This window comes from Streptomyces sp. NPDC020681 (assembly GCF_044334895.1).
Taxonomy (GTDB): domain Bacteria; phylum Actinomycetota; class Actinomycetes; order Streptomycetales; family Streptomycetaceae; genus Streptomyces.
Window position 1 is genome coordinate 54,585 of record NZ_JBIRTX010000015.1, and the last position, 24,890, is coordinate 79,474.

Consider the following 24,890-nt stretch of genomic DNA (forward strand, 5'->3'; position numbering starts at 1 on the left):
AGATCCTGACACCGGGGTAATCCGTGAAAAAGCTCTCCGCACGACGACGCCATCCGCTGGCGGCGGTCGTCGTCCTACTCCTCGCGCTGGCGGCCACTGGGGGGCTGTACGCCGCGTTCGCGCCCGCGGACAAGGCGCAGGCCGATGAAACCGCCCAGTCCCTCGCCATCGAGGAGGGCAAGAAGCTGTACACCGTCGGCTGCGCCAGCTGCCACGGAACCGGCGGTCAGGGCACCTCTGACGGCCCGAGCCTGGTCGGCGTCGGCTCCGCCGCGGTCGACTTCCAGGTCGGCACCGGCCGGATGCCGGCCCAGCAGCCCGGCGCCCAGGTGCCGGCGAAGAAGGTCATCTACACGCAGGCCGAGATCGACCAGCTTGCTGCGTATGTCGCCTCCCTCGGCGCCGGTCCGATCACGCCGACCGAGAAGCAGGTCAGCCCGGAGGGCGCGGACATCGCCCGTGGTGGCGACCTGTTCCGCACCAACTGCGCCCAGTGCCACAACTTCACGGGAGAGGGTGGCGCGCTGACGAACGGCAAGTACGCCCCGAACCTTATGGGAGTGTCGCCGAAGCACATCTACGAGGCCATGCAGACCGGCCCGCAGAACATGCCCTCCTTCCCGGACACGACGCTGCCGGAGCAGGAGAAGAAGGACATCATCGCGTACCTCGAGACCGTGAACAGCGGGGACTCCGAGAGCCCCGGCGGCCTCAAGCTCGGTGGCCTCGGCCCCGTCAGCGAGGGTCTGTTCGGCTGGATCGCCGGTCTGGGCGCGTTGATCGCAGTTGCCATCTGGGTCGCGGCCCACACCGCTAAGGCCAAGAAGTCATGAGTAGCCAAGAGATTCCAGAAGAGAAGAACCTGCCCGCAGAGCAGGACGGCGCGCACGGCGCGGTGGCGCGCGAAGACGACCCCTTCAAGGACCCGGGACTGCCGGCCCACAAGCCGCGCGTCCAGGACATCGACGAGCGGGCCGCCAAGCGGTCCGAGCGCACGGTCGCCTTCCTGTTCACCCTGTCGATGCTGGCCACGGTCGCGTTCATCGCGGCCTTCGTGACCATCAAGGTCGACGAGATCGTCTACATCTGGCCGTTCGGCCATGTCAGCGCGCTGAACTTCGCGCTGGGCACGACGCTCGGCATCGCGCTCTTCGCCATCGGCGCGGGCGCGGTCCACTGGGCGCGGACGCTCATGTCCGACCAGGAGATCGCCGACGAGCGCCACCCCATCGCCGCCGAGCCCGAGGTCAGGGCCAAGGTCCTGGCGGACTTCGCGGACGGCGCCGCGGAGTCCGGCTTCGGCCGGCGCAAGCTGGTCCGCAACACCATGTTCGGCGCGCTGGCCCTGGTGCCGCTCTCCGGTCTGGTGCTGCTGCGCGACCTGGGCCCGCTGCCCGAGAAGAAGCTGCGCACCACGATGTGGCGCAAGGGCCTCGAGCTCATCAACATGAACACGCTCGAGCCGCTGCGTCCCGAGGACATCGCCGTGGGCTCACTGACCTTCGCCATGCCCGAGGGCCTGGAGGAGGACAGCCACGAGTTCCAGAAGGAGATCGCCAAGGCGGCCCTGATGATCGTCCGGCTCCAGCCTAAGGACATCAAGGACAAGCAGGAGCTCGACTGGTCGCACGAGGGCATCGTGGCCTTCTCCAAGATCTGCACCCATGTCGGCTGCCCCGTCAGCCTGTACGAGCAGCAGACGCACCACGTGCTCTGCCCGTGCCACCAGTCCACCTTCGACCTCTCCGACGGCGCCAAGGTCATCTTCGGCCCTGCTGGCCACCCCCTTCCGCAGCTGCGGATCGGCGTGAACGCGGAGGGCAACCTCGAGGCGCTCGGCGACTTCGACGAGCCCGTCGGTCCTTCCTTCTGGGAGCGCGGATGAGTAACACACCGGAATCGAAGAAAGCACCCGCCGGCGAGCGGGTAGCCGACTGGGCGGACGGCCGGCTCGGGATCTACTCCCTGGCCAAGGCCAACATGCGCAAGATCTTCCCGGACCACTGGTCCTTCATGCTGGGTGAGATCTGCCTCTACAGCTTCATCATCATCATCCTCACGGGTGTGTATCTGACGCTGTTCTTCCACCCGAGCATGAACGAGGTCGTGTACGAGGGCTCGTACGTCCCGATGCAGGGCATCCGGATGTCCGAGGCGTACTCCTCGACGCTGGACATCAGCTTCGACGTCCGCGGCGGTCTGCTGATCCGGCAGATCCACCACTGGGCGGCGCTGGTCTTCATCTCCGGCATGCTGGTGCACATGATGCGCGTCTTCTTCACGGGCGCGTTCCGCAAGCCGCGCGAGATCAACTGGCTCTTCGGCTTCCTGCTGCTGGTGCTCGGCATGTTCACCGGCTTCACCGGCTACTCGCTCCCGGACGACCTGCTCTCCGGTACGGGTGTGCGGTTCATGGAGGGCGCGGTCCTGTCGATGCCCGTCGTCGGCACCTACCTGTCGTTCTTCCTGTTCGGCGGAGAGTTCCCGGGCGCCGACTTCGTGCCCCGCTTCTACTCGATCCACATCCTGCTGCTGCCGGGCATCATGATGGGCCTGCTGGTGGGGCATCTGATCCTGGTCTTCTACCACAAGCACACGCAGTTCGCGGGCCCCGGACGTACGAACAAGAACGTCGTCGGCATGCCGCTGCTGCCGATCTACATGGCCAAGGCCGGCGGCTTCTTCTTCCTCGTCTTCGGCGTCATCGCGGTCCTCTCGGCCATCGCCTCGATCAACCCGATCTGGGCGCTCGGGCCGTACCGCCCGGACCAGGTCTCCACCGGCGCACAGCCGGACTGGTACATGGGCTTCTCCGAGGGCCTGATCCGGGCGATGCCTGGCTGGGAGATCAACGCCTGGGGCCACACACTCGCCCTGGGTGTGTTCATCCCGCTGATGATCTTCCCGTTGGTGCTCGTCGCGATCGCGGTCTATCCGTTCGTCGAGTCCTGGGTCACCGGGGACAAGCGCGAGCACCACATCCTGGACCGCCCGCGCAACGCTCCGACCCGTACGGCCTTCGGTGTGGCATGGCTGACCTGGTACTTCGTGCTGTTGATCGCCGGTGGCAACGACATGTTCGCCATCTTCTTCAACCTGTCGATCAACCACATCACCTGGTTCGCCCGGATCGCCTTCTTCGTCGGACCGGTCCTCGCCTTCATCGTCACCAAGCGGATCTGTCTGGGTCTGCAGCGTCGCGACCGCGACAAGGTGCTGCACGGACGTGAGTCCGGCATCATCAAGCGCCTGCCGCACGGTGAGTTCGTCGAGATCCACGAGCCGCTCAACCAGTCCGATCTGCACACGCTCACCGCGCACGAGCAGTACGAGCCGGCCGAGATCGGCCCGGAGGTGGACGAGAACGGCGTGGAGCGCAAGATCGGCCGCGGCCAGAAGCTGAAGGCCAAGCTGAGCAAGGGCTACTACGGCGAGGGGAACCAGATTCCCAAGCCGACCTCCGAGGAGTACAAGGAGATCACCAGCGGCCACGGTCACCACTGACCGCCCGGCTGTTACCGATCGCCTGATCGTTTTCGCCACGGCAGGAGCCCCGTCCATTCGCTGGACGGGGCTCTTTGCCGTCCCCGGGGCTGGATAGGGTGGCCTCATCCCATTCGCCTGTGGACCCTGGAGCGGACCATGAACGTTGTGACCCCGGTTGGCGGCGACAGCGTGGCGGACCTCTCCTGGCCCGGCGTGCTGAACGCCCTCCTCGACAACCGTGACCAGAGCGCCGACGCCACCGCCTGGGCGATGGACCGGATCCTCAGCGGCGAGGCCACCAACGCGCAGATCGCGGGCTTCGCGGTCGCGCTGCGCGCCAAGGGCGAGACGGTCGACGAGATCACCGGTCTCGTACGGACCATGTACGCGCACGCGAATCTGATCGACGTGCCGGGCCCCAGCGTCGACATCGTCGGCACGGGCGGCGACGGCGCCAAGACGGTGAACATCTCCACCATGTCCGCGATCGTCGTCGCCGGCACGGGCGCGAAGGTCGTCAAGCACGGCAATCGCGCGGCCTCGTCGGCGAGCGGCGCGTCCGACGTGCTGGAGAAGCTCGGCGTCAACCTGGAGCTCACCCCGCAGCGGGTCGCCGAGGTCGCGGAGGAGGCCGGGATCACCTTCTGCTTCGCGGTGAAGTTCCACCCGGCGCTGCGGCATGTGGCGGCGGCCCGCAAGGAGTTGGGCATCCGCACCACGTTCAACTTCCTGGGCCCGCTGACCAACCCGGCGAAGGTGAAGGCCCAGGCCACCGGGGTCGCGGACGCGCGGATGGCGCCGATCATGGCCGGTGTGCTGGCCGACCGAGGCTCGTCGGCGCTGGTCTTCCGCGGCGACGACGGCCTCGACGAGCTGACGACGACGGCGACGTCCCGGGTCTGGGTGGTACGGGACGGTGCGGTGCGCGAGGAGTCGTTCGACCCGCGGGACATCGGGGTCGACCTGGTGCCGGTGGAGGCGCTGCGGGGCGCGGACGCCTCGTACAACGCGGATGTGGCCCGCCGGCTGCTGAACGGCGAGACCGGGCCCGTACGGGACGCGGTGCTGCTGAACGCGGCGGCGGCGCTGGTCGCCCTCGCGCCGGACGACGCCCCGCTCGCCGAGCAGCTGCGGGCCGGGATGGCCAAGGCGGCTGAGTCGATCGATTCCGGGTCCGCCAAGCGGGCGCTGGACGGCTGGGTCGCGGCCAGCAACTCCTAGGGTCTGTCGTCTGGTTCAGGCCGGATCCAGACGACAGACCTGGTGCGGGACGGCCGCTCGGCCCGGCGATGCCCGGCCGGGCCGCCGTGTCCCGGAATCCGGACTGCGGTTGCGCGCGTGCGAGCGACTGGATACGGTCTCGGCAGGTCATGAGTGACAGCGACTACGGCCCCGGCCCGCTGTCCGGCAACCCTCCGTCCGTGGCGGGGTGCCCCGGGTGAAGACCAGGCCGTGGGCAGCGAGGCCCGCGGCAAGCGCGGACCCCTGCAAGCCCTGGGGTCCTGGTCCTCAAGGGAGCAGTCTCGTGAGCAAGCGAATGCGATAGGGCCTAACAGCCCCTTCTTCAGTACGCCTCCACCCGGGCACCGCCGTGTGTTGAGGCAATCCCCCTGCGCCGAGCGGCCGTTGAGCGCACCGGCGTACGGGTCCACGAAGAGCCCATTCCGCCTTGTCCTGCCGGGAGATACCGCCATGTCCGCACGCCCGAACGCCGTCGCCACCGACACCTCGTCCGCCCTCGCCACCGACACCTCGTCCGCCGCCGTCGACGCCGGGGAACCCTGCTGTGCCGCCCCGCTGCCGGTACTCGGCCGGGACGTCACCGTCCCGCTCGTGACCGGCGGCGAGGTCACCTACGCCGCGCTCGACTACGCGGCGAGCGCCCCGGCGTTGCAGCGGGTGTGGGACGACGTGGCCGCGTACGCCCCGTACTACGGCAGCGTGCACCGTGGCGCCGGATACCTCTCGCAGCTCTCCACGGACCTGTTCGAGAACAGCCGCGCGACGGTCCATGAGTTCCTGGACTGCCGGGACGGCGACCAGGTCGTCTTCACCCGCTCCACCACCGACTCGCTCAACCTGCTGGCGTCCGTCCTCCCCGCCGACTGCGAGGTCTTTGTCTTCGAGACCGAGCACCACGCCTCGCTGCTGCCGTGGCGCGAGGCCCGGGTGACGTATCTGAACGCGCCGCGGACGCCGGGCCAGGCCGTCGCGACGCTGGAGCGGGCGCTGGCGGACCGGGACCCTTGCGGCCCCGCGCTGGTCTGTGTCACGGGTGCGTCCAATGTGACCGGTGAGCTGTGGCCGGTGAAGGAGCTCGCCGCGGCGGCCCATGCCCACGGAGCCCGGATCGTGCTCGACGCGGCACAGCTCGCGCCTCACCACCCGGTCTCCGTACAGGACTTGGGCGTCGACTGGGTCGCCTTCTCCGGGCACAAGCTGTACGCGCCGTTCGGCTCGGGCGTGCTGGCGGGCCGGGCGGACTGGCTGCAGGACGCGGAGCCGTATCTCGCGGGCGGCGGCGCGTCGCGGAAGGTCGCGCGGCGCACGGACGGTGGCGTGGACGTCGAGTGGCACACCACGGCCGCCCGCCACGAGGCCGGTTCGCCGAATGTCATCGGCGTCTACTCGATCGCCTCCGCCTGCAAGGCGCTGACCGAGGCCGGGTTCGACACCCTCGTCGCCCGTGAGCGGCACCTCATCGACACGGTCCGGGCCGGCCTGGCGCAGGTGCCGGAGGTCAGGGTGCTCTCGCTGTTCGGCGACGACGCGCCCCGGGTGGGGGTCATCTCGTTCGTGGTCGAGGGCTGGAACAGCTCGCACTTCGCGGCGGCCCTCTCCGCTGAGTACGGCATCGGCGTCCGTGACGGCCTGTTCTGCGCCCACCCGCTGGTCCGCACTCTGCTCGGCAGCGACCCGCAGGACCCGGGCGAGTGCGGTGCGCCGGAGGCGGAGCCGGGCGAGCGGTCGCTCAACGCGATCCGCGTCAGCTTCGGCGCGGGCACGCCGGACGAGCATGTGGAGCGCTTCGTGGGAGCGGTGAAGGAACTGGTGCGGGACGGCGCGAAGTGGGCCTACCGCACGGAGGACGGCCGGTGCGTCCCTGCGGTGTGACAGCCGCTGAATGTCTGGGCCCGCTGATACCTGAACAGGCCCGCTGAAACTCGAACAGGCCCGCGCCGTCCGGCGCGGGCCTGTTCAGGTGCGGCTGTCAGGAGTCGAGGCCGATCGCGAACGCCGCCTCGAGGTCGTGCTGGGAGTACGTGCGGAACGCGACATGCGTGTCCGTGCCCTCCACACCCGCGATCTTGCTGATGCGGCCCGGGATCACGTCCGCCAGGTCCTCGTGCTTGCTCACCCGGACCATGGCGATCAGATCGTACGTACCGGTGACGGAGAAGACCTCGCTGACGTTCTCCAGCGCCGCGATCGACTCGGCGATCTCGGGGATGCGGTCCACGCTGGTCTTGATGAGCACGATCGCGGTGATCACGGCTGGCTTTCTCCCTCGGTGGCCGCTGCTTGGGCCTTCACTGTAGTCCCCTGCCGGAACCGGCCCCATGCGTAGAGAAAGCCGACGCCGAACCCCACCAGGTGCGCCAGATACGCGACCCCCGGCCCGCTGCCCGCGCCGCGAGCCGCCAGCCACTGCAGGACGAACCAGAAGATCAGCACGATCCAGGCCGGGAAGCGCAGCGGCAGGAAGAAGAGGAACGGGAAGAGACTGGTGACCCGGGCCTTCGGGAAGAGGTACAGAAAGGCGCCGAGGACGCCCGAGATCGCTCCGGAGGCTCCCACCAGGGTCTGGTCGGACTCGGCGTTGGCCGCCGCGTAGGCGAGCAGGGCGAGATAGCCGCAGCCGAGATAGAAGAGGCCGAACTCCAGCTGCCCCATCCGTTCCTCCGCCATCGCGCCGAAGACGTAGAGGAAGAGCATGTTGCCGAGGAGGTGCAGCCAGCTGCCGTGGACGAAGAGGGCGGTGAAGGGGGTGACGAGTGTGTCGGCGGTGCCGCTCATCAGTTCGTCGGGGATCACGCCCCAGCGCTCGAAGTATCCGCTCTGTGCGGAGAGCAGCGCGTCACCGGTGCCGTACACCGGATTCAGCCCCGAGACGGGGCTGATCAGGAACACCGCGCAGCAGACGGCGATCACGCCGTATGTCACCGCGGGTCCCGTCGCCGCCCCCCGGACCGCACCCAGGGCGGCACCCCGCCAACCGATCATGGACAGAGCATGGCGTAGTGGGGCTGAACGGTACAGAGCGCCTCGCCGTGCCCTGGGGTACCTGCGAGGCCGTAGGGTTACGGGGAGTACATCCGCGGTTCTACAGAGGACGGAACGATGACGACGGTCCCTTCGCCGACGGCCGAGACCCGCTGGCGGTGCACGCTCTGCGGCAACCTCACCCGTTTCGACGTCACCCGCTCGTCGAAGGTCGTCGAATACGTCCATCTGGACCTGGCCGGAGAACCGACGGTCGAGGAGCGCGAGGTGGTCAGTGAGACCATCGAATCGGTGCGTTGCCGGTGGTGCAACGCGGTGGACAAGATCGAGTTGGTGGACAGGCCGGGCGCCGGTTCCTGAGGAGCGGCCCGAACGGGTAGGGGTGACGGATCGTGGAGCAGCCTGAGAGCGGCGCCGAGCCGGCCGGTGCGGCCGGCGACGCCGCCGAGGCGCTCGACCGGCCGTTGCCGGAAGGCGTACGGCACCGGGTCGTGGCGCTGGTCTCGGACGCCTTCGGCGGGCTCACGGTCTCCGAACTTCCGTCCCAGCTGCGGCAGTACGCCCGCTTCACGCCGTCCCGGCGCGCCAAGTTCGCCGGCAACGCGATGGCCGCCGCGCTGGAGAGCGACCCCGTCTTCCGGCAGCGCATCGCCGAACGAGTCAGCCAGGCACAGCCCGAACTGTCCGGCGCGCTGACGGCCGGATCGCCGCCCGCCGCCGCGGATCCGCTCGATGTGGCGGCCGCCGCCTATGTGCTGCGGCCCACCGGATGGGTGAAACTTGTCGCCGCCGCCGGCGAGGAGGCCCAGCGCGCGGACGCCGAGCGTGCCGACGAGGCGGGCCGGCGCGAGCTGGAGCGGCTGCGCGCGGAGCTCGTCGAGGCCCGCGGCCAGACCAAGAGCGAGACGGAACGGCTGCGTACGGAGCTCGAGGCGGCCCGCAAGGAAGCCGAATCGCTTCGCCGCAAGCTGCGCAGCGCCCAGAGCGACATGAAGCGCGGCGAGGCCGCGGTGCGCCGGGTGAGCGCCGAGATCGAGACCGCCAGGGCGGAGGCCGCCGCACAGGTCTCGGCCGCGGAGAGCGAGAGCCGGCGGCTCAAGGCGCGCCTCGGCGAGGCAGAGGCGGCCGTGGAGGCGGGCCGCCGGGCCGCCCGCGAGGGCCGCTCCATAGAGGACATGAGACTGCGGCTGCTGCTGGACACCGTGCTGGAGTCGGCTCAGGGCCTGCGGCGCGAACTCGCCCTGCCGCCCGCCGCGATCCATCCGGCGGACACCGTGGACGCCGTCGAGCCCGGCCGGATGTCGCCGAAGGACATCGCCGCCCGCGCGCTGTCCGAAATGGACCCCGCGCTGCTCGACCAGCTGCTCGCGCTGCCCCAGGCCCATCTGGTGGTGGACGGCTACAACGTCACCAAGACCGGCTATCCGACGATGCCGTTGGAGAAGCAGCGGCTGCGGCTGCTGGGCGGGCTCTCGGTGCTGGCGGCGCAGACCGGGGCCGAGATCACCTGTGTCTTCGACGGCGCCGAGCTGGCGGCTCCCGTGCTGCTTGCGCCGCCGCGCGGGGTGCGGGTGCTGTTCTCCAAGCCGGGTGTGACGGCCGACGAGCTGATCCGTCAGCTGGTGCGTGCCGAGCCGCCGGGCAGGCCGGTCGTGGTCGTCTCCACCGACCGCGAAGTCGCCGACGGAGTCGCGAAGGCCGGAGCCAGGCCCGTTGCGTCCGCCTTGTTGCTGAAGCGGCTTTCGCGCGTCTAGTAACTCCTGGGCCTAATGCCCGATTTCACGGAACGTACCGTCAAGTGCTCGCTACTCGCCGTGTGGTGTGTGTAAAGAATGCGCTTCGGGGGACAGATTTTTCTGATGAGGATTTGAACTGATCACAGGAAGGTCACTAAGGTCAGGCCTCGAACCTTCGCGCGGTTGATCGTCCATCCGGGATGACAGCGAAGGAACCGCCGAATTCGTACAGTTCAGCCCAGTTTCGCGGGGGAGCTGATGTGCGGAGCCGGGGCATAAACCCCCCACTGCCCGGTAGGCGGCTCGAGGAAGAAGGAGCTCGCCTTCGTGGCGTCCCACCGTCGTCCCAAGCAGCCGAGCCGCACCCGTGTGACCGTGCTCACCGCGACCGCAGCCGCGGCCGTCGCCCTGACCTCCCAGGCCGCCCAGGCGGACCCGCAGCCGAGCAAGAGCGAGGTCAAGGAGAAGGTCGACAAGCTCTACGAAGAGGCTGAGAAGGCCACCGAGAAGTACAACGGTGCCAAGGAGCAGCAGGACAAGCTCCAGAAGCAGGTCGACGCCATCCAGGACAAGGTCGCCCGCGGCCAGGACGAGCTCAACACCCTGCGCGACGGCCTCGGTTCGGTGGCGAGTGCGCAGTACCGCTCCGGCGGCATCGACCCGGCCGTGCAGCTCTTCCTCTCCTCCGACCCGGACAGCTACCTCGACAAGGCCTCCGCGCTGGACCAGCTCGGCGCCAAGCAGACCGAGGCGCTCACCGAGATCCAGTCCAAGCAGCGGACCCTGGCGCAGCAGCGCAAGGAGGCCCAGGACAAGCTCGGCGACCTGGCCGACACGCGCAAGCAGCTCGGTACGAAGAAGAAGGAAGTCCAGAGCAAGCTCGCCGCCGCGCAGAAGCTGCTCAACACCCTTACGGCCGCCGAGCGTGCCGCGCTCTCCGCCGACGAGTCCCGCGCCAACCGCGCCAGCTCGCGTGCGGACCTCGGCAACGCGGTCCCGGCCTCGCAGCGCGCGGCCGCCGCGTTCTCCGCCGCGCAGAGCAAGATCGGTTCGCCGTACGTCTACGGCGCCTCCGGCCCCAGCTCCTTCGACTGCTCCGGGCTGACGTCCTGGGCGTACGGACAGGCCGGTGTCTCCATACCGCGCACGTCCCAGTCGCAGGCCAACGCCGGCACCCGCATCTACTCGCAGAGCGCTCTGCAGCAGGGCGACCTGGTGATCTTCTACGGCGACATGCACCACGTCGGCTTCTACGCGGGCAACGGCCAGGTGCTGCACGCCCCGAAGCCCGGCGCGAGCGTGCGCTACGAGTCCATCAACAACATGCCCTTCCAGTTCGGAGTGCGCATCTGACGCCCAATCGGGCGATTTCCCGCACCTCCTGCTGACGCGACGCCCCGCCGGTGACCTGTGGTCTCCGGCGGGGCGTCACTTTGCGTGCCCGGCACGGCCTTTGGTTGCCGTGTGTCCGCCCGGCTACTGTCTGCCGCGCAACATCCCCCGTACAACTCGTGCACCACGTGCACCTCGTACAGCGGAACGGAGCGCGGCCCGTGGCGTCCCATCGACGGCCCTCACCATCCGGCCTCACCCAGAGTGCCCGGGTCACCGTCCTGTCCGCCGCGGCGGCGACGGCCGCCGCCGCGCTCGGGGCCGCACCGGCGGGCGCCGAGCCGGGTGACGGCGCGGAGCCGACGAGGGCCAAGGTGGACCGGCTGTACGAGGAGGCCGAGCAGGCCACCGAGCGGTTCAACAAGGCCGGTGAGCGGGTCGGGCAGCTGCGCAGGGAAGTGGCGCGGGCGCAGGACCGCGTGGCCCGCGGCCAGGAGCGCATCAACCGGATGCGCGGAGCGCTCGGTGCGGTCGCCGGCGCGCAGTACCGCTCCGGGGGCATGGACCCCGCGCTCGCGCTGCTGCTCTCCGAGGACCCGGAGACGTATCTGGAGAAGGCCGCGACCCTGGACCGCATCAGCGAACGGCAGGCCGCGGCCCTGGTCGATCTCCAGCGGGCCCAGCGCCTCCTCGGCCAGGAGCGGGCGGAGACCTCCCGAGACCTCGCGGAACTGGAGCGCAGCAGGGCCGTGGTCGCCCGCCACAAACGCACCGTCGTGAGCAAGCTCAACCAGGCGCAGCGGCTGCTGAACGCGCTGCCGTCCGAGGACCGCGCGGCCTACGACCGTGCCTCCCGCTCCGGCCGCGACGTCCTGCCCGCGCTCTCCGGTCTCGCGCCCGCCTCCTCGCGGGCCGCCGCCGCGGTGATGGCGGCTCGCAGCGCCGTGGGCCGCCCCTATGTGTGGGGCGCCAACGGGCCGTCCGGCTTCGACTGTTCGGGCCTCACACAGTGGTCCTACGCCCAGGCGGGAGTGGGGCTGCCGCGCACGTCGCAGGCGCAGCGGTACGCGGGCCGGCAGGTCCCGCTCTCGGAGGCGCGCCCCGGCGACCTGGTGGTGTACCGCAGCGACGCCAGCCATATCGGGATGTACATGGGCAACGGACAGGTGGTGCACGCGCCGTATCCGGGTGCGCCGGTGCGCTACGACCCGGTGGGCATGATGCCCGTCTCCGCGGTCACCCGGATCTGAGCCGGGTAGCCGGGACCGAGCCCGGTACCCACGGTCCGAGCCCGGTCCGCCGCGTCTGGGCGGGGTTCCGCTCGGCGCCGCGTTCCGTACGATCGGCAGGGTGGCAGGTCAGGGGCGCGGAAGGCGTGGGACGGGACGGATGGTGCGGCTTGCGGCGGGGCTCTGCCTCGCCGCGGCCCTGCTGACGTCCGGCTGCGCGGACCCAAAGGCGTCCGACACGGCCGTACGGGACATCCAGCACACACTGGACGCGCGCGCCGCGGCGGTCCTCGGGCACGACGAGAGCGGCTATCTTGCCGCGGTGGACCCCGACGCCACGAAGCTGCGGGCCGCCGAGCTCAAGGCCTTCCGGAACCTCGCGGACGTGCCGCTGGGGTCCTGGGAGTACCGGCTCGGTGAAGTGCGGCGACAGGGATCCGAGGCGGTCGCCCGGGCCGAGCTCCGCTACCGCATCGCCGGATACGACACCGCTCCCGTCTCCTCGTCCCGCACGCTGGAACTCGCCCGCCGAGAGGGCCGCTGGTATGTGACGGCCGACCGCCCCGCCAACGAGGGCACGCAGCAGCTCTGGCAGCAGGGCGACGTCGAGGTCGTACGAGGCCGGCGCAGCCTGGTCCTCGGCGTCGACCAGGACGCCGCACAGCTGCGGGCGCTCGCGGCGAGTGCCGACCGGGCCGTGCCGGCCGTCTCGGACGCCTGGCCGTCCCCGTGGGCGCGACGCGTCGTCGTCCTCGTGCCCGCCTCACTGGACGCGATGGGTGCGCTGCTGGGGGCGCCCGCGGCCGGATACCGGGGGATAGCAGCGGTCACCACCGGCGAGACCTCCTCGGCCGGGACCGCGCCGGCGGACCGGGTGATCGTCAACCCCGAGGCGTACGCGGTGCTCGGCGACGTCGGGAAGTCCGTCGTCCTCACGCACGAGACGACGCATGTCGCCACCCGCGCCCACACCTCGAAGGCCACGCCGATGTGGCTCTCGGAGGGCTTCGCCGACTGGGTCGCGTACCGCGGCACCGGGCGTACCGCCGGCCAGACCGCGCCCGAACTCCAGCGAGCGGTCCGCCGCGGCGACGTCCCGGCCGCGCTGCCCGCTGACAAGGACTTCGCCTTCGGCGGCGACGCGGACGCGCTGGCGCGGGCGTACGAGGGCGGCTGGCTGGCCTGCGAGCTGATCGCCGAGCGCTGGGGCGAAGGGAAGCTGACGGCGTTCTACCGGGCCGTGGGCGAGCAGAAGCACCGGGCGGGCGCGATCGAGAAGACGATGTCCGAGGTGCTGAAGACGACGCCGGAGGAGTTCGCGGTGCGGTGGCGGGACTATCTGCGCGAGCGCCTGGACGGCTGACCCCGGCGTGGTGGGCAGGGCGTGGCGCGGGCCGCTGTTCCGGCGGACCCGGCCGGCCGCTCAGGAGGAGAGCAGCGACGTGTCACGGGCGGGCCGGCGTGCGAGCCGTGCGCGGCCGGCAGGTTCCGAGACCGTCTGCCGCCAGAGCCGCACGCAGGCCGTCACCGTCGCCGCGGCCAGCAGGCCGTTGCGTACGGCCAGCAGCGCGACCCCCAGCGGATCGCTCTCCACCACATGGGAGAACCAGATCGGGAACTCCAGCATCGTCACGCCCGTCGCGGCCAGCACCAGCCACGCGGGCAGTGCCATCCGGCCGGACCGGAAGGCCAGACAGGCGGCGGCCAGGCCGACCAGCCAGAGCAGGTACTGCGGGCTGATCACCCGGCTCGTGGTGGTGAACAGCAGCACCGCCGTGAAGGCCGCGTCGCACGGCGTGCCGGGACCGAACTCCCGCGCCCGCAACCGCCACAGCACCAGCCAGCCCAGGGCGAGCAGGCTGAGGACGAGCGCGAACGCGGAGACCAGCGGGACGTACGGGCCGAGGAACTCCACCGAGCCGTAGTTCAGCAGCACCTGCCCCTGCCAGCCGAAGTGCCGCGCCACATGGAAGACCAGCGCGCCGAGCGACTCGATCTCGGTGCCCCGGTCGCGCTGGAAGGTGAGAAAGGCCGAGGCGCCCGGCATCGTCGCAAGAAACAGCAGCGCCACCGCAGCCGCCGTGACCACTGCCGCGGTCCAGGAGCGGCGGGTGGCACGGCCCCGCGGGAGGCCCGCGAGCAGCAGCAGCGGCCAGACCTTCAGCATCGCGCCGAAGCCCGCCAGCGCGCCAAGCGTGCGCGGATGCCGTGCTCCGGCGAGGAGCGCGGTGACGGCGACGGCCGTGACCATCAGGTCGTAGCGCGCGTACGCGGTCGGGCCGAGCAGCGGCACGCCCCAGATCCACACCCATGCGCCGCGCGCCGACTTCCCGGGCCGCCGGCTCGCGTACAGCAGCAGTCCGAGGACGTACGCGTCGCAGAGCAGCACCAGGACGAAGAACGCGGAGGCGTAGCCGAGAAACGGCAGCGCGCCGGGCGAGAGGATCGCGAGCGCGGCGGCGGGCGGGTACTGCCAGGTCACGTCGCCCAGCGGAAAGGTGCCGGTCCTCAGGATCTCGTACCAGCCCCGGTAGATCACCGAGACATCGCTGGTGACATCGGGGCCCGGGAACGCGAACACCTTGAAGACGCACAGCAGCAGCGCCGTCCGGGTCAGGATCCACACCGCGAGCGGGATCCGGCTGCCGCCGACTGCGTCCGCCATGAGCGCCCCATCCTGTTCGTACTGTTCGTTCGGAAATGCGGGGTGCCCATGATGCAGGGCGGGGCAGTGCCGGAGCGACGAGGCAGGGCCGTTCGGTACTGTCGGCGGACGATGCACAAGACCTTGATCGTGACCAACGACTTTCCGCCCAGGCCCGGCGGCATCCAGGCGTTCCTGCACAACATGGCGCTGCGGCTGGACCCGGCGCAGCTCGTTGTCTACGCCTCGACGTGGAAGCGGGGGCACGAGGGCGCGGAGGCGACCGCCGCGTTCGACGCGGAGCAGCCCTTCACCGTCGTACGGGACCGTACGACCATGCTGCTGCCGACTCCGCGTGTCACCCGAAAGGCGACCGAGCTGCTGCGCGAGCACGGCTGCGAGTCCGTCTGGTTCGGCGCGGCCGCGCCGCTCGGGCTGATGGCGCCGGCGCTGCGCAAGGCCGGCGCCCGGCGGCTGGTGGCCACCTCGCACGGCCATGAGGCGGGCTGGGCGCAACTGCCGGCGTCACGGCAGCTGCTGCGGCGGATCGGCGAGGGCACGGACACGATCACCTATCTGGGTGAGTACACGCGCTCACGCATCGCCGCCGCGCTGACTCCGGCGGCGGCGGAGCGCATGGTCCAACTCCCGCCCGGCGTCGACGAGAAGACCTTCCACCCGGGCTCCGGCGGCGACGCGGTCCGCGAGCGGCTGGGGCTCACCGACCGGCCGGTGGTCGTCTGTGTGTCACGGCTGGTGCCGCGCAAGGGCCAGGACACGCTGATCCTCGCGATGCCCGCGATCCTGGCGAAGGTGCCGGAGGCGGTGCTGCTGATCGTGGGCGGCGGGCCGTACGAACAGGAGCTGCGGAAGCTCGCACAGGCGACCGGCGTCGGCGCCTCCGTACGCTTCACCGGCCCGGTGCCGTGGTCGGAACTGCCCGCCCACTTCGGCGCGGGCGACGTCTTCGCGATGCCCTGCCGCACCCGAAGGGGCGGACTGGACGTCGAGGGCCTCGGGATCGTGTATCTGGAGGCATCGGCAACGGGCCTGCCGGTCGTCGCCGGCGACTCGGGCGGCGCTCCCGACGCCGTGCTCGACGGCGAAACGGGCTGGGTGGTCCGCGGCGGCTCGGCGGAGGAGTCGGCCGAGCGGATCGTGGCACTGCTGGAGGACCCCGAACTGCGCCGACGGATGGGGGAGCGCGGCCGGGCGTGGGTCGAGGAGAAGTGGCGCTGGGACTTGCTGGCGGACCGGCTCCGGGACCTTCTCTGACGCCAGGGCCCGGCCCCCGGGACTCCGCCGGGCGCCACGTGCCGCCGGGCCCGAGCCGGTGACGCTGCCGCGGGCCTTCGACCGCTGGTCCCCGGCCCCCGGGACTCCTGACACCCCGTCAACTACAGGTCATCGCCCGGGCTCCAGGTGCCGCCGAGCCCGCTCCGGCGTCGCCGCCGCGCGGCTTTCGACCGGCCGGTCCGGGGGCTTCGCGTCACCGCGCTGCGCCTCGGACGGGGCGCGCCGTGGAGGTCTCGGCCGCCGGGCCAACCGGCCCGGCTATGGACCAGCCGTACCGGCTCCGCCCGGCGCTCGGCTCCCGGCTACGGACCCACCGTGCCGCTCGCCCCACGGGCGTGCGCGCCCGGCTGGTCGGCCACGACCGGTGGGCCGAGCGCGGCCGATGAAGACCCCGGCCGCGCGGCCGATCCGCCCTCAGCCCCGGTAAATCGCTTCGATCTCGTCCGCGAAGTCCTTCGCCACCACATTCCGCTTCAGCTTCAGCGACGGCGTGATGTGACCCGCCTCTTCCGTGAACTGGGCGTTCAGGATGCGGAACTTCCGGACCGACTCCGCCTTGGAGACCGCCGCGTTGCCGTCGTCCACCGCCTGCTGGACCTCGGCCAGCAGGTCCGCGTCGTCGCGCAGCGAAGCCGCCGTCGAACCGGACGGCTTGCCGTGGTCCGAGGCCCAACGGCCCAGGAACTCCTCGTCGATGGTGACCAGCGCGCCCACGAACGGCCGCCCGTCGCCCACCACCATGCACTCCGCGACCAGCGCGTGCGCGCGGATGCGGTCCTCGATCACCGCGGGAGCGACGTTCTTGCCGCCCGCCGTGACCAGGATCTCCTTCTTGCGGCCCGTGATCGCGAGATAGCCGTCCTCGTCGAGCGTGCCGATGTCGCCGGTGTGGAACCAGCCGTCGGCCAGCGCTTCCGCGGTCGCCGCCTCGTTGTTCCAGTACCCCTGGAAGAGATGCTCGCCGTGCAGCAGCACCTCGCCGTCGTCCGCGATCCGTACCACCGAGCCCGGCAGCGGCTGCCCGACCGTGCCGATCTTCTGCCGGTCCCACGGGTTGAACGCGGTCGCCGCGCACGACTCGGTCAGGCCGTAGCCCTCCAGCACCGTGAAGCCGATGCCGCGGAAGAAGTGCCCGAGCCGCTCGCCCAGCGGCGCGCCGCCGGAGACCGCGTACTCACCGCGTCCACCGAGCACCGCCCGCAGCTTGCTGAAGACGAGCCGGTCGAAGACCTTGTGCTTGAACTTCAGGCCGATCGAAGGGCCTTCAGGGGTCCCCAGCGCGCGGCTGTAGGTGATCGCCGTCTGCGCGGCCTTGTCGAAGATCTTGCCCTTGCCGTCCGCCTGGGCCTTCGCCCGCGCCGAGTTGTAGACCTTCTCGAAGACCCGCGGCACACCGAGGATCAGCGTCGGCCGGAAGGAGGCCAGTTCGTCGGTGAGGTTCTTGATGTCCGGCACACAGCCGAGCTTGATGGGCGCCATCACGGCCGCGACCTCGACCATGCGGCCGAAGACATGCGCGGCCGGCAGGAAGAGCAGCACCGAGCTCTCGCCCGTACGGAACAGCGGTTTGAGGCGCTCGACCAGGTTGCCGCACTCGGCGAAGAAGCTGCGGTGGGTGAGCACACAGCCCTTCGGGCGGCCGGTGGTGCCCGAGGTGTAGACGATCGTCGCCGGGTCGTCCGCCTTGGCGCTCGCGCTGCGCTCGTCGACCGTGTCGTCGGAGACGTGGGCGCCGGCGGCGGTCAGTTCCTGGACCGCGCCGTTCTCGATCTGCCAGATCTGGCGCAGGCCCGGCAGCCGGTCCCGTACGGACTCGACGGCTGCGGCGTGCGCCTCGCTCTCCACGATCACCGCGACCGCGCCGGAGTCACCGAGGATCCACTGGACCTGCTCGGCGGAGCTGGTCTCGTACACCGGCACGGTGACCGCGCCCGCGCTCCAGATCGCGAAGTCGAGCAGCACCCACTCGAATCGCGTACGCGACATCAGGGCCACCCGGTCGCCGGGGCGTACGCCCGCGGAGATCAGGCCCTTGGCGGCGGCGCGGACTTCGGCGAGGAACTGTCGGGCGGTGACGTCCGTCCAGACGCCGGCCACCTTTCTGCCCATCACCGCGACATCCGGATGCTGAGTGGCATTGCGGCGGATCAGATCCGTCAGGTTGCCGTCCGAAGGGACCTCGTACAGGGCCGGAAGGCTGAACTCGCGCAAGACTGCTGCTCCTCATCGGGCGCCGGCGCCACGGCTCTGTGTGATGCACCGGCTGCGGTCCAAGATCGGGCGGGTGCTCGGGTGGGGATGAGCACGACTGGACTGCCCGGACGTTACCCACCAGTACTCGGTTCCCGATAGGGGGTTCCGGCCAGATGTTCCCTGCGTCACACGTGTATGGCAGTGCTTCGCGCAGAGTAGTCCACACCCGTGGCCCGTCGGAAGAACGGCTGGTCCGCCCCCTCTGGTCAGCCGCGACAACGGCGTCTTAGGGTGATCGTCATGCGAAGTGCGCGATCCATGAAGGTCCATGTGGTCAGTGACGTGCACGGAAATGCCAAAGATCTCGCCATGGCGGGCGACGGCGCCGACGCCTTGATCTGCCTTGGTGACCTCGTGCTCTTCCTCGACTACGCCGACCACTCGCGCGGCATCTTTCCCGACCTCTTCGGCGTCGAGAACGCCGATCTGATCGTGGCCCTGCGCACCGCACGCCGCTTCGAGGAGGCCCGCGAACTCGGCCGCAGGCTCTGGTCCGAGCTGGAGGCGGACCGTGAGAGCGCCATCGAATCGGCCGTGCGACGCCAGTACGCCGAGATGTTCGCGGCTTTCCCCACTCCGACGTACGCCACCTACGGCAATGTCGATATACCGACCCTCTGGCCGGAGTATGCGGGACCGGGCACGACCGTCCTCGACGGCGAACGGGTCGAGATCGGCGGCCGCGTCTTCGGCTTCGTCGGCGGCGGACTGATCAGCCCGATGCGCACGCCGTACGAGATCTCCGAGGAGGAGTACGCCGCCAAGGTCGAGGCCCTCGGCGAGGTCGACGTGCTCTGCTCGCACATCCCGCCGGAGATCCCCGAACTCACCTACGACACCGTCGCGCGGCGCTTCGAGCGCGGCAGCCGCGCACTGCTCGACGCGATCCGCCGCACACGGCCCCGATATGCCCTGTTCGGCCATGTCCACCAGCCCCTCGTCCGCCGGATGCGGATCGGCGCGACGGAGTGCGTGAACGTCGGCCATTTCGCGTCAACCGGCCGCCCCTGGGCCCTGGAGTGGTGACCGGTCCGGTCGCGATAGCCTGCACACCACACCACCACCCGGTCCGTACCGCACTGTGAGGAGCCGCAGCGATGGCGGAACACACCAGCTCGAGCATCACCATCGAGGCGGCACCGGCCGATGTGATGGGAGTGATCTCCGACTTCGCCCGCTACCCCGAGTGGACCGGCGAGGTGAAGGAGGCCGAGGTGCTCGCCACCGACGACAAGGGCCGCGCCGAACAGGTCAGACTGGTGCTCGACGCCGGCGCGATCAAGGACGACCACACGCTCGCGTACACCTGGAACGGCGACAACGAGGTCAGCTGGACCCTGGTGAAGTCCCAGATGCTGCGCGCCATCGACGGCTCGTACACGCTCGCCGCTGTCGGCGGCGGCGACCGCACCGAGGTCACCTACCAGCTGACCGTCGACGTCAAGATCCCGATGCTCGGCATGATCAAGCGCAAGGCCGAGAAGGTCATCATCGACCGCGCCCTGGCCGGTCTGAAGAAGCGCGTCGAGAGCGGACCCGCCGCCTGATGCGCCAGGTCCTCGTCACCGGCCTCGGCGGCGCGGGCCGTACCACCGTCGCCGCGGCGACCGCACTCGCCGCCGCGAGCCGCGGCCGGCGCGCACTCTTCCTCTCCACCGGGCCGGGCGAGGTGTTCGGGACGCCCGTCACCGGCCTGCCCGATGCGCCGCAGAAGATCAACGACGGCCTCTGGGCCGCCAGGATCGACACCGGCGGCGACTTCCGGGCCGAGTTCCTCTCGCTCCAGGAACGCAGCGGCACGGCGCTCGATCTGCTCGGCGCGGCACGGCTGGAGGACGCGGAGCTCACCGAACTGCCCGGCAGCGAGCAGTTCGCCCTGCTGCGGACGCTGACCGTCGCCGCCGAAGGCGACTGGGACCTCGTCGTCGTCGACATGCCGCCACTGCACGAGACCATCGCGCTGCTAGCACTCCCCGGACAGCTGCGCCGCTATCTGCGCCGGCTGCTGCCGCCGGAACGACAGGCCGCCCGCGCGCTGCGCCCGATGCTCGCCCAGCTCGCCGGCGTCCCGATGCCCGCGACCTGGCTGTACGAGACCGCACTGCGCTGGGATGCCGAACTCGCCGCCGTCCAGGGGCTGATCGAGTCCGCCGAGACGACGGTGCGCGTCGTCGCCGAGCCCGGGCCCGCGGCCGCCGACGCCCTGCGCACTGCCCGCACAGGGCTGGCACTGCACCAGCTGCGGACCGACGCGCTCGTGGCCAACCGGATCCTGCCGCGGCACTCCGCGGACACCTGGCTCGCCACCCTCGGCGCACAGCAGGAGAAGTGCCTGCACGAGTGGTACGAGGGGTGGGTGCCCGGATCCTCGGTCCGCGAGGCCGTCCACCTGGGCCGGGACCCGCGCGGACTCGACGACCTCGCCCTCCTCGACGCCGCGGGTGCGGAGAGCGGGCCGCTCGAGCGGGGTGTCTGGGAGGTGGCGGACCGGCGCGCCGAGGAGGGCATCCTCGTCTGGCAGCTCGGTCTGCCCGGCGCGGTCAAGGACGACATCGGCCTGGTGCGGCGCGGCGACGAACTGCTGCTCACCGTCGGCCCGTTCAGAAGGATCGTTCCGCTGCCGTCGGCGCTGCGCCGCTGCACGGTCTCCGGCGCGGGCCTGGAGGACGGCGTGCTGGGGGTCCGCTTCACGCCGGACCCCGCGCTGTGGCCACGCACACCCTGAACGCGTCACCTCCGTTCGGGTAACGTCGAGCGTACAAACAGCAGTCTTTCCACGTCCTGTGCAGGAGTACGCCATGAGCGATGCCACCGAGCGTCCCGTCGACGCCGACGCCTGGGCCGATGCGTGCGCCGAAGACCTGGAGGCGGAGAAGGCCCGGCGCCGGGCCCAGTACGGCACACCGACCGGCTCCGCCGCCGAGGAGCTGCGCCGCCTGCTCGACGTGGTCGCCGACAAGGTGACCGAGTTCCAGGGGTCGCTGCCCGGCATCGCCGCGCAGAGCGCCGTGCAGCAGCTGGTGAGCCAGGCGAAGTCGGCCGTCGAGCCGGTCATCGAGCGCAATCCGGAGATCTTCGACCACCTCGCGGCGGCCGGCAACGAGCTCCTCGCCGCTTATCGATCCGCAGTCGAGGGCCAGGAGCGACGCTGGACCCAGCGGCCGGAAAGCACCAACGACATCAGGGTCGACCGGGACCCGCGTGACGATCCGCGTGACGAGGGTCGTGACGACGGTCCGGGGCCGAGCGAGCACATCGACCTGGACTGACGGCTGACTGACAGGCCGGTTGCGCTCTGTCAGGACAGCTGGACCGACAGGTAGGGTGCCCGCCCTGAGATACGGTTGGCCGTAGCGGGGCTCGACCGAAAACTGAGGGACACATGGGACTCACCATCGGCGTCGACATCGGCGGCACCAAGATCGCGGCGGGCGTGGTCGACGAAGAGGGCACCATCCTCGACACGCACAAGGTAGCGACCCCGGCGACCGCCGAGGGCATCGTCGACGCGATCTGTGCTGCGGTCTCCGAGGCCGGCAAGGGGCACGACATCGAGGCCGTCGGCATCGGCGCCGCCGGATACGTCGACGACAAGCGCGCCACCGTCCTGTTCGCGCCCAACATCCAGTGGCGTCACGAACCCCTGAAGGACAAGGTCGAGCAGCGGGTGGGCCTTCCGGTCGTCGTCGAGAACGACGCGAACGCGGCCGCCTGGGGCGAGTACCGCTTCGGCGCCGGCCAGGGCCACGAGGACGTCATCTGCATCACGCTCGGTACCGGGCTCGGCGGCGGCATCATCATCGGCAACAAGCTGCGCCGCGGACGCTTCGGCGTGGCCGCGGAGTTCGGCCACATCCGGGTCGTCCCGGACGGTCTGCTGTGCGGCTGCGGCAGCCAGGGCTGCTGGGAGCAGTACGCCTCCGGCCGCGCCCTCGTCCGGTACGCACGCCAGCGGGCCAACGCGACACCGGAGCTCGCGCAGATCCTGCTGGGCCTCGGTGACGGCACGGTCGACGGCATCGAAGGCAAGCACATCAGCGAGGCGGCCCGGCAGAGCGACCCGGTGGCGATCGACTCCTTCCGCGAGCTCGCGCGCTGGGCGGGCGCGGGCCTGGCGGACCTGGCTTCCCTCTTCGACCCGTCGGCGTTCATCGTCGGCGGCGGCGTCTCGGACGAGGGTGAGCTGGTGCTCGACCCGATCCGCAAGTCGTTCCGCCGCTGGCTGATCGGCGGCCAGTGGCGTCCGCACGCGCAGGTGCTTGCGGCGCAACTGGGCGGCAAGGCGGGCCTGGTGGGCGCGGCGGACCTGGCGCGCCAGGGCTGATTGCCCCGTTGCGGCCGAACCGGCGCCGCTCTCGCGGAGCTGCTTGACCGCTGTCGGGCCTGCTCCACCGACGGTTGCGATATTCGACGGGAGACCGTCGGCCCGTCGCGTCCCCCCAGGACGCGGCGGGCATCGTCGTATCGTGAGCCGCATGTCGATCAGCGCGCTGCCCAACTCCCGCACCGAGCCGGACGGTTCGGTCGTGATCCGGGTGCTCAGCTACAACATCCGTTCCATGCGCGACGACGAGGACGCGCTCGCGCGGGTGATCCGGGCGTGCGAGCCGGACCTCGTCTTCGTACAGGAGGCCCCGCGCTTCTTCCGCTGGCGCAAACACGCCGCTCGGCTGGCGGCCAAGACCGATCTCGTGGTGCTCAGCGGCGGCGCGACCGCGGCCGGTCCGCTGCTGCTCTGCTCGCTGCGGGCGACCGTGGAGCGCACGGAGGACGTCCTGCTGCTGCTCACACCTGGCCTGCACCGGCGCGGTTTCGCCACGGCGGTGGTGCGGATCGGCGGCGCGCGGGTCGGGCTGCTCAGCTGTCATCTGAGCCTGCAGAAGGACGAGCGCTACGACCAGGCGGGCATGCTGCTGGACCGGCTCGCGGCGATGGATGTGCCGTACGCCGTCGCGGCGGGCGATCTCAACGACCGGCCTGCCGGCCGGAGCTTCCGGCGGCTGGCGGCCGAGCTTCAGGACTGCTGGGCGGTCGCGCCGTGGGGCGGGGAGTACACCTCGACGCCGCAGGATCCGCACCAGCGGATCGACGCGATCTTCGCGAGCGCGGGGGTCGAAGTGCTGGGCTGCGGCGTGCCGTTGGAGCTGGCGGGCATCACCTCGTCCGACCTGCGCGCGGCGACGGACCACCTTCCGGTACTGGCCGCGCTACGGGTCCCCGCATCCTGACCCGGAGGGTCACACCACCGCGCCGCGGCCCGGGTCGTCGTCGTCCTCGTCGTCGCCGTGCGCCATCCGCGCCACCAGCGTGGCGAACCCGCCCAGGAAGCCGCCCACGCACAGCGTGGTCAGCCACCACGTCATCTCCCACGACAACAGCACGGCGACCAGCATCAGGACCGGGCCGCCGACCACCGCGAGCCAGGCGAACTTGGCCGTGACATCGGCCTCCGGCAGCGGCGGCGGCTCCGGCGGTACGAAGTGGCCCTCGTCGCTGTCGTCGAGGTCTTCGTCCTTGGGCTCCGCCACCGCGTAGTCCCGCGGGCCGGCGCCGCCGACACCGGGCGCGAAGGTGATGGAGCTGCCGAGCCCCGGCTTGTCCGCGTCAGGACCGGACTCCGAAGCGGACTCGGGGTCGGAGTCCGCATCGGCCTCCGGCTCGCGCTCCGCGGCCGCGTCCTTCGGCGTCTTGTTCACATCGCCCTCGAGCAGGGCGAGATCCTCCACCGACTTGAACGGCTTGGTGCCCGGCGGGTCGGCCGGTTCATCGCCGTAACCCGCGACGATGGCCTGCCACGCGGCCTCCTCGTCAATGGGCTGCGGCTCCGGCTCGCGGTCCGCGTCGTGCTGCTCAGCCACCGGTGGTGCTCCCCTTCTTCCCGACATGCGGAGCGAGCCGGCCGATGAACGCGTAACTCTCCTCGAAAATCCGCTCCGCATCGTGGTCCAACGTCGCCACGTGGTAGCTCTGTTCCAGCAGGATCTCGGTGACGTCCACCGAGGAGACCCGGCTGAGGATCCGCGCCGAGTCCGCGGGCGACACGACATGGTCCTGCGGGCTGTGCAGCAGCACCATCGGCTGGGTGACCTGCGGCAGCTCGCCGTCGACCAGCCGGAAGAAGTTCCGCACGGAGTGGGCGGCATGCAGCGGCACCCGCTCGTACCCGACCTCCACCACGCCTTCCTTGGCGATGTCGCTGGTCAGGCCCTTGGTCGTCGGTACGAAATGGCGGACGACGGGCAGTGCGTACGCCGACAGGCCATGCACCTTGTTCGCCGGGTTGACCAGGACGATGCCGCTGATCGCGTCGCCGTGCTTCGCGGCGAGGCGCAGCGTGAGCGCGCCGCCCATGGAGAGGCCGAAGACGAAGACCTGGCTGCACCGCTCGACGAGCTCGCGCAGCTCGCGGTCCACCTCCGCGTACCAGTCCTGCCAGCCGGTGATCTGCATGTCCTGCCAGCGCGTGCCGTGGCCCGGGAGCAGCGGCAGGGACACGGTCAGTCCGCGCTCGGCCAGATACTCGGCCCAGGGGCGCAGCGACTGCGGAGAACCGGTGAATCCGTGACAGAGAAGGACGCCGACCTCTCCGCCTTCATGGCGGAACGGCTCGGCTCCGGGAAGGACCGGCACCGGGGTCTCCTGTTCGTGTGGTGAAGCCTGGTGGTGAAGCTCGAAGGGTGTACTCACCGT

23 protein-coding genes and 1 riboswitch are annotated in these 24,890 nt (G+C 70.7%); of the genes, 17 read left to right on the forward strand and 6 right to left on the reverse strand.

The window, feature by feature from the left end:
- Positions 1-23 precede the first annotated feature (23 nt).
- From ACH4YL_RS29545 to ACH4YL_RS29565, 5 genes are all read left to right on the forward strand, one after another.
- On the forward strand, positions 24-833 hold the full coding sequence (locus ACH4YL_RS29545; protein WP_398510500.1) for a c-type cytochrome: 810 nt from the start codon (positions 24-26) through the stop codon (positions 831-833).
- Positions 830-1,885: a Rieske 2Fe-2S domain-containing protein gene (locus ACH4YL_RS29550; RefSeq protein WP_398510501.1), complete on the forward strand. Its 1,056-nt coding sequence runs from the start codon at positions 830-832 to the stop codon at positions 1,883-1,885. The genes ACH4YL_RS29545 and ACH4YL_RS29550 overlap by 4 nt, the downstream gene beginning before the upstream one ends.
- Entirely contained in the window at positions 1,882-3,504 is a 1,623-nt protein-coding gene (locus ACH4YL_RS29555; RefSeq protein WP_398510502.1) for a cytochrome bc complex cytochrome b subunit, read from the forward strand. The genes ACH4YL_RS29550 and ACH4YL_RS29555 overlap by 4 nt, the downstream gene beginning before the upstream one ends.
- Positions 3,505-3,642: 138 nt before the next feature.
- The gene (trpD, locus tag ACH4YL_RS29560) at positions 3,643-4,707 is read left to right on the forward strand and encodes an anthranilate phosphoribosyltransferase (protein WP_398510503.1); all 1,065 of its coding nucleotides are present in this window, start codon (positions 3,643-3,645) and stop codon (positions 4,705-4,707) included.
- 145 nt (positions 4,708-4,852) lie between these two features.
- Positions 4,853-4,970, forward strand: a riboswitch (SAM riboswitch).
- A 208-nt stretch (positions 4,971-5,178) separates the two neighbouring features.
- Positions 5,179-6,600: an aminotransferase class V-fold PLP-dependent enzyme gene (locus tag ACH4YL_RS29565; protein WP_398510504.1), complete on the forward strand. Its 1,422-nt coding sequence runs from the start codon at positions 5,179-5,181 to the stop codon at positions 6,598-6,600.
- A gap of 97 nt (positions 6,601-6,697) precedes the next feature.
- On the opposite strand, the gene ACH4YL_RS29570 is transcribed toward ACH4YL_RS29565, so the two are convergent.
- The gene (locus ACH4YL_RS29570; RefSeq protein WP_398510505.1) at positions 6,698-6,979 is read right to left on the reverse strand and encodes an Lrp/AsnC family transcriptional regulator; all 282 of its coding nucleotides are present in this window, start codon (positions 6,977-6,979) and stop codon (positions 6,698-6,700) included.
- Positions 6,976-7,710, reverse strand: a complete 735-nt coding sequence (locus ACH4YL_RS29575) for a rhomboid family intramembrane serine protease (RefSeq protein ID WP_398510506.1) — start codon at positions 7,708-7,710, stop codon at positions 6,976-6,978. Before ACH4YL_RS29575 ends, ACH4YL_RS29570 begins: the two co-directional genes overlap by 4 nt.
- Positions 7,711-7,827: 117 nt before the next feature.
- Between ACH4YL_RS29575 and ACH4YL_RS29580 the strand changes: the two genes are divergently transcribed.
- The 5 genes from ACH4YL_RS29580 to ACH4YL_RS29600 all read left to right on the forward strand — a co-directional run bounded on the left by ACH4YL_RS29580 (position 7,828) and on the right by ACH4YL_RS29600 (position 13,370).
- On the forward strand, positions 7,828-8,070 hold the full coding sequence (locus ACH4YL_RS29580) for a hypothetical protein (RefSeq protein WP_398510507.1): 243 nt from the start codon (positions 7,828-7,830) through the stop codon (positions 8,068-8,070).
- 32 nt (positions 8,071-8,102) lie between these two features.
- On the forward strand, positions 8,103-9,464 hold the full coding sequence (locus ACH4YL_RS29585) for an NYN domain-containing protein (RefSeq protein WP_398510508.1): 1,362 nt from the start codon (positions 8,103-8,105) through the stop codon (positions 9,462-9,464).
- Between the two features lie 309 nt (positions 9,465-9,773).
- Complete coding sequence (locus ACH4YL_RS29590; protein WP_398510509.1) at positions 9,774-10,799, forward strand: NlpC/P60 family protein; 1,026 nt, start codon at positions 9,774-9,776, stop codon at positions 10,797-10,799.
- A gap of 200 nt (positions 10,800-10,999) precedes the next feature.
- Positions 11,000-12,028, forward strand: coding sequence for an NlpC/P60 family protein (locus ACH4YL_RS29595; protein ID WP_398510510.1), 1,029 nt, complete (start codon positions 11,000-11,002; stop codon positions 12,026-12,028).
- A 100-nt stretch (positions 12,029-12,128) separates the two neighbouring features.
- The gene (locus tag ACH4YL_RS29600) at positions 12,129-13,370 is read left to right on the forward strand and encodes a hypothetical protein (RefSeq protein WP_398510511.1); all 1,242 of its coding nucleotides are present in this window, start codon (positions 12,129-12,131) and stop codon (positions 13,368-13,370) included.
- Between the two features lie 60 nt (positions 13,371-13,430).
- Here the strand turns inward: ACH4YL_RS29600 and ACH4YL_RS29605 are convergent, their stop codons facing one another.
- Entirely contained in the window at positions 13,431-14,672 is a 1,242-nt protein-coding gene (locus ACH4YL_RS29605) for a glycosyltransferase 87 family protein (RefSeq protein ID WP_398510512.1), read from the reverse strand.
- Between the two features lie 111 nt (positions 14,673-14,783).
- Here ACH4YL_RS29605 and ACH4YL_RS29610 point away from each other — a divergent pair, with 111 nt between their 5' ends.
- Positions 14,784-15,926, forward strand: coding sequence for a glycosyltransferase family 4 protein (locus tag ACH4YL_RS29610; RefSeq protein ID WP_398510513.1), 1,143 nt, complete (start codon positions 14,784-14,786; stop codon positions 15,924-15,926).
- A gap of 435 nt (positions 15,927-16,361) precedes the next feature.
- Here ACH4YL_RS29610 and ACH4YL_RS29615 read toward each other — a convergent pair whose 3' ends face one another.
- Positions 16,362-18,158, reverse strand: a complete 1,797-nt coding sequence (locus tag ACH4YL_RS29615; RefSeq protein ID WP_398510514.1) for an AMP-dependent synthetase/ligase — start codon at positions 18,156-18,158, stop codon at positions 16,362-16,364.
- Positions 18,159-18,458: 300 nt separating this feature from the next.
- On the opposite strand from ACH4YL_RS29615, the gene ACH4YL_RS29620 reads away from it, so the two are divergent.
- From ACH4YL_RS29620 to ACH4YL_RS29645, 6 genes are all read left to right on the forward strand, one after another.
- On the forward strand, positions 18,459-19,226 hold the full coding sequence (locus tag ACH4YL_RS29620; RefSeq protein WP_398510651.1) for a metallophosphoesterase: 768 nt from the start codon (positions 18,459-18,461) through the stop codon (positions 19,224-19,226).
- A 71-nt stretch (positions 19,227-19,297) separates the two neighbouring features.
- A complete protein-coding gene (locus ACH4YL_RS29625) occupies positions 19,298-19,747 on the forward strand; it encodes an SRPBCC family protein (protein WP_398510515.1) in 450 nt (149 codons plus the stop codon).
- Positions 19,747-20,925: an ArsA family ATPase gene (locus tag ACH4YL_RS29630; RefSeq protein ID WP_398510516.1), complete on the forward strand. Its 1,179-nt coding sequence runs from the start codon at positions 19,747-19,749 to the stop codon at positions 20,923-20,925. The genes ACH4YL_RS29625 and ACH4YL_RS29630 overlap by 1 nt, the downstream gene beginning before the upstream one ends.
- Before the next feature lie 73 nt (positions 20,926-20,998).
- Positions 20,999-21,469 (forward strand): DUF5304 domain-containing protein, encoded by a 471-nt coding sequence (locus ACH4YL_RS29635; RefSeq protein WP_398510517.1) that lies wholly within the window; start codon positions 20,999-21,001, stop codon positions 21,467-21,469.
- Positions 21,470-21,582: 113 nt separating this feature from the next.
- Positions 21,583-22,524, forward strand: a complete 942-nt coding sequence (locus ACH4YL_RS29640) for an ROK family glucokinase (RefSeq protein WP_398510518.1) — start codon at positions 21,583-21,585, stop codon at positions 22,522-22,524.
- 151 nt (positions 22,525-22,675) lie between these two features.
- Positions 22,676-23,428 carry an endonuclease/exonuclease/phosphatase family protein gene (locus ACH4YL_RS29645; RefSeq protein WP_398510519.1) on the forward strand — a complete coding sequence of 251 codons (753 nt, stop codon included), beginning with the start codon at positions 22,676-22,678 and terminating at the stop codon, positions 23,426-23,428.
- Positions 23,429-23,437: 9 nt separating this feature from the next.
- Here the strand turns inward: ACH4YL_RS29645 and ACH4YL_RS29650 are convergent, their stop codons facing one another.
- The gene (locus ACH4YL_RS29650; RefSeq protein ID WP_398510520.1) at positions 23,438-24,058 is read right to left on the reverse strand and encodes a hypothetical protein; all 621 of its coding nucleotides are present in this window, start codon (positions 24,056-24,058) and stop codon (positions 23,438-23,440) included.
- On the reverse strand, positions 24,051-24,830 hold the full coding sequence (locus ACH4YL_RS29655; protein WP_398510521.1) for an alpha/beta hydrolase: 780 nt from the start codon (positions 24,828-24,830) through the stop codon (positions 24,051-24,053). The genes ACH4YL_RS29650 and ACH4YL_RS29655 overlap by 8 nt, the downstream gene beginning before the upstream one ends.
- Positions 24,831-24,890: the final 60 nt, after the last annotated feature.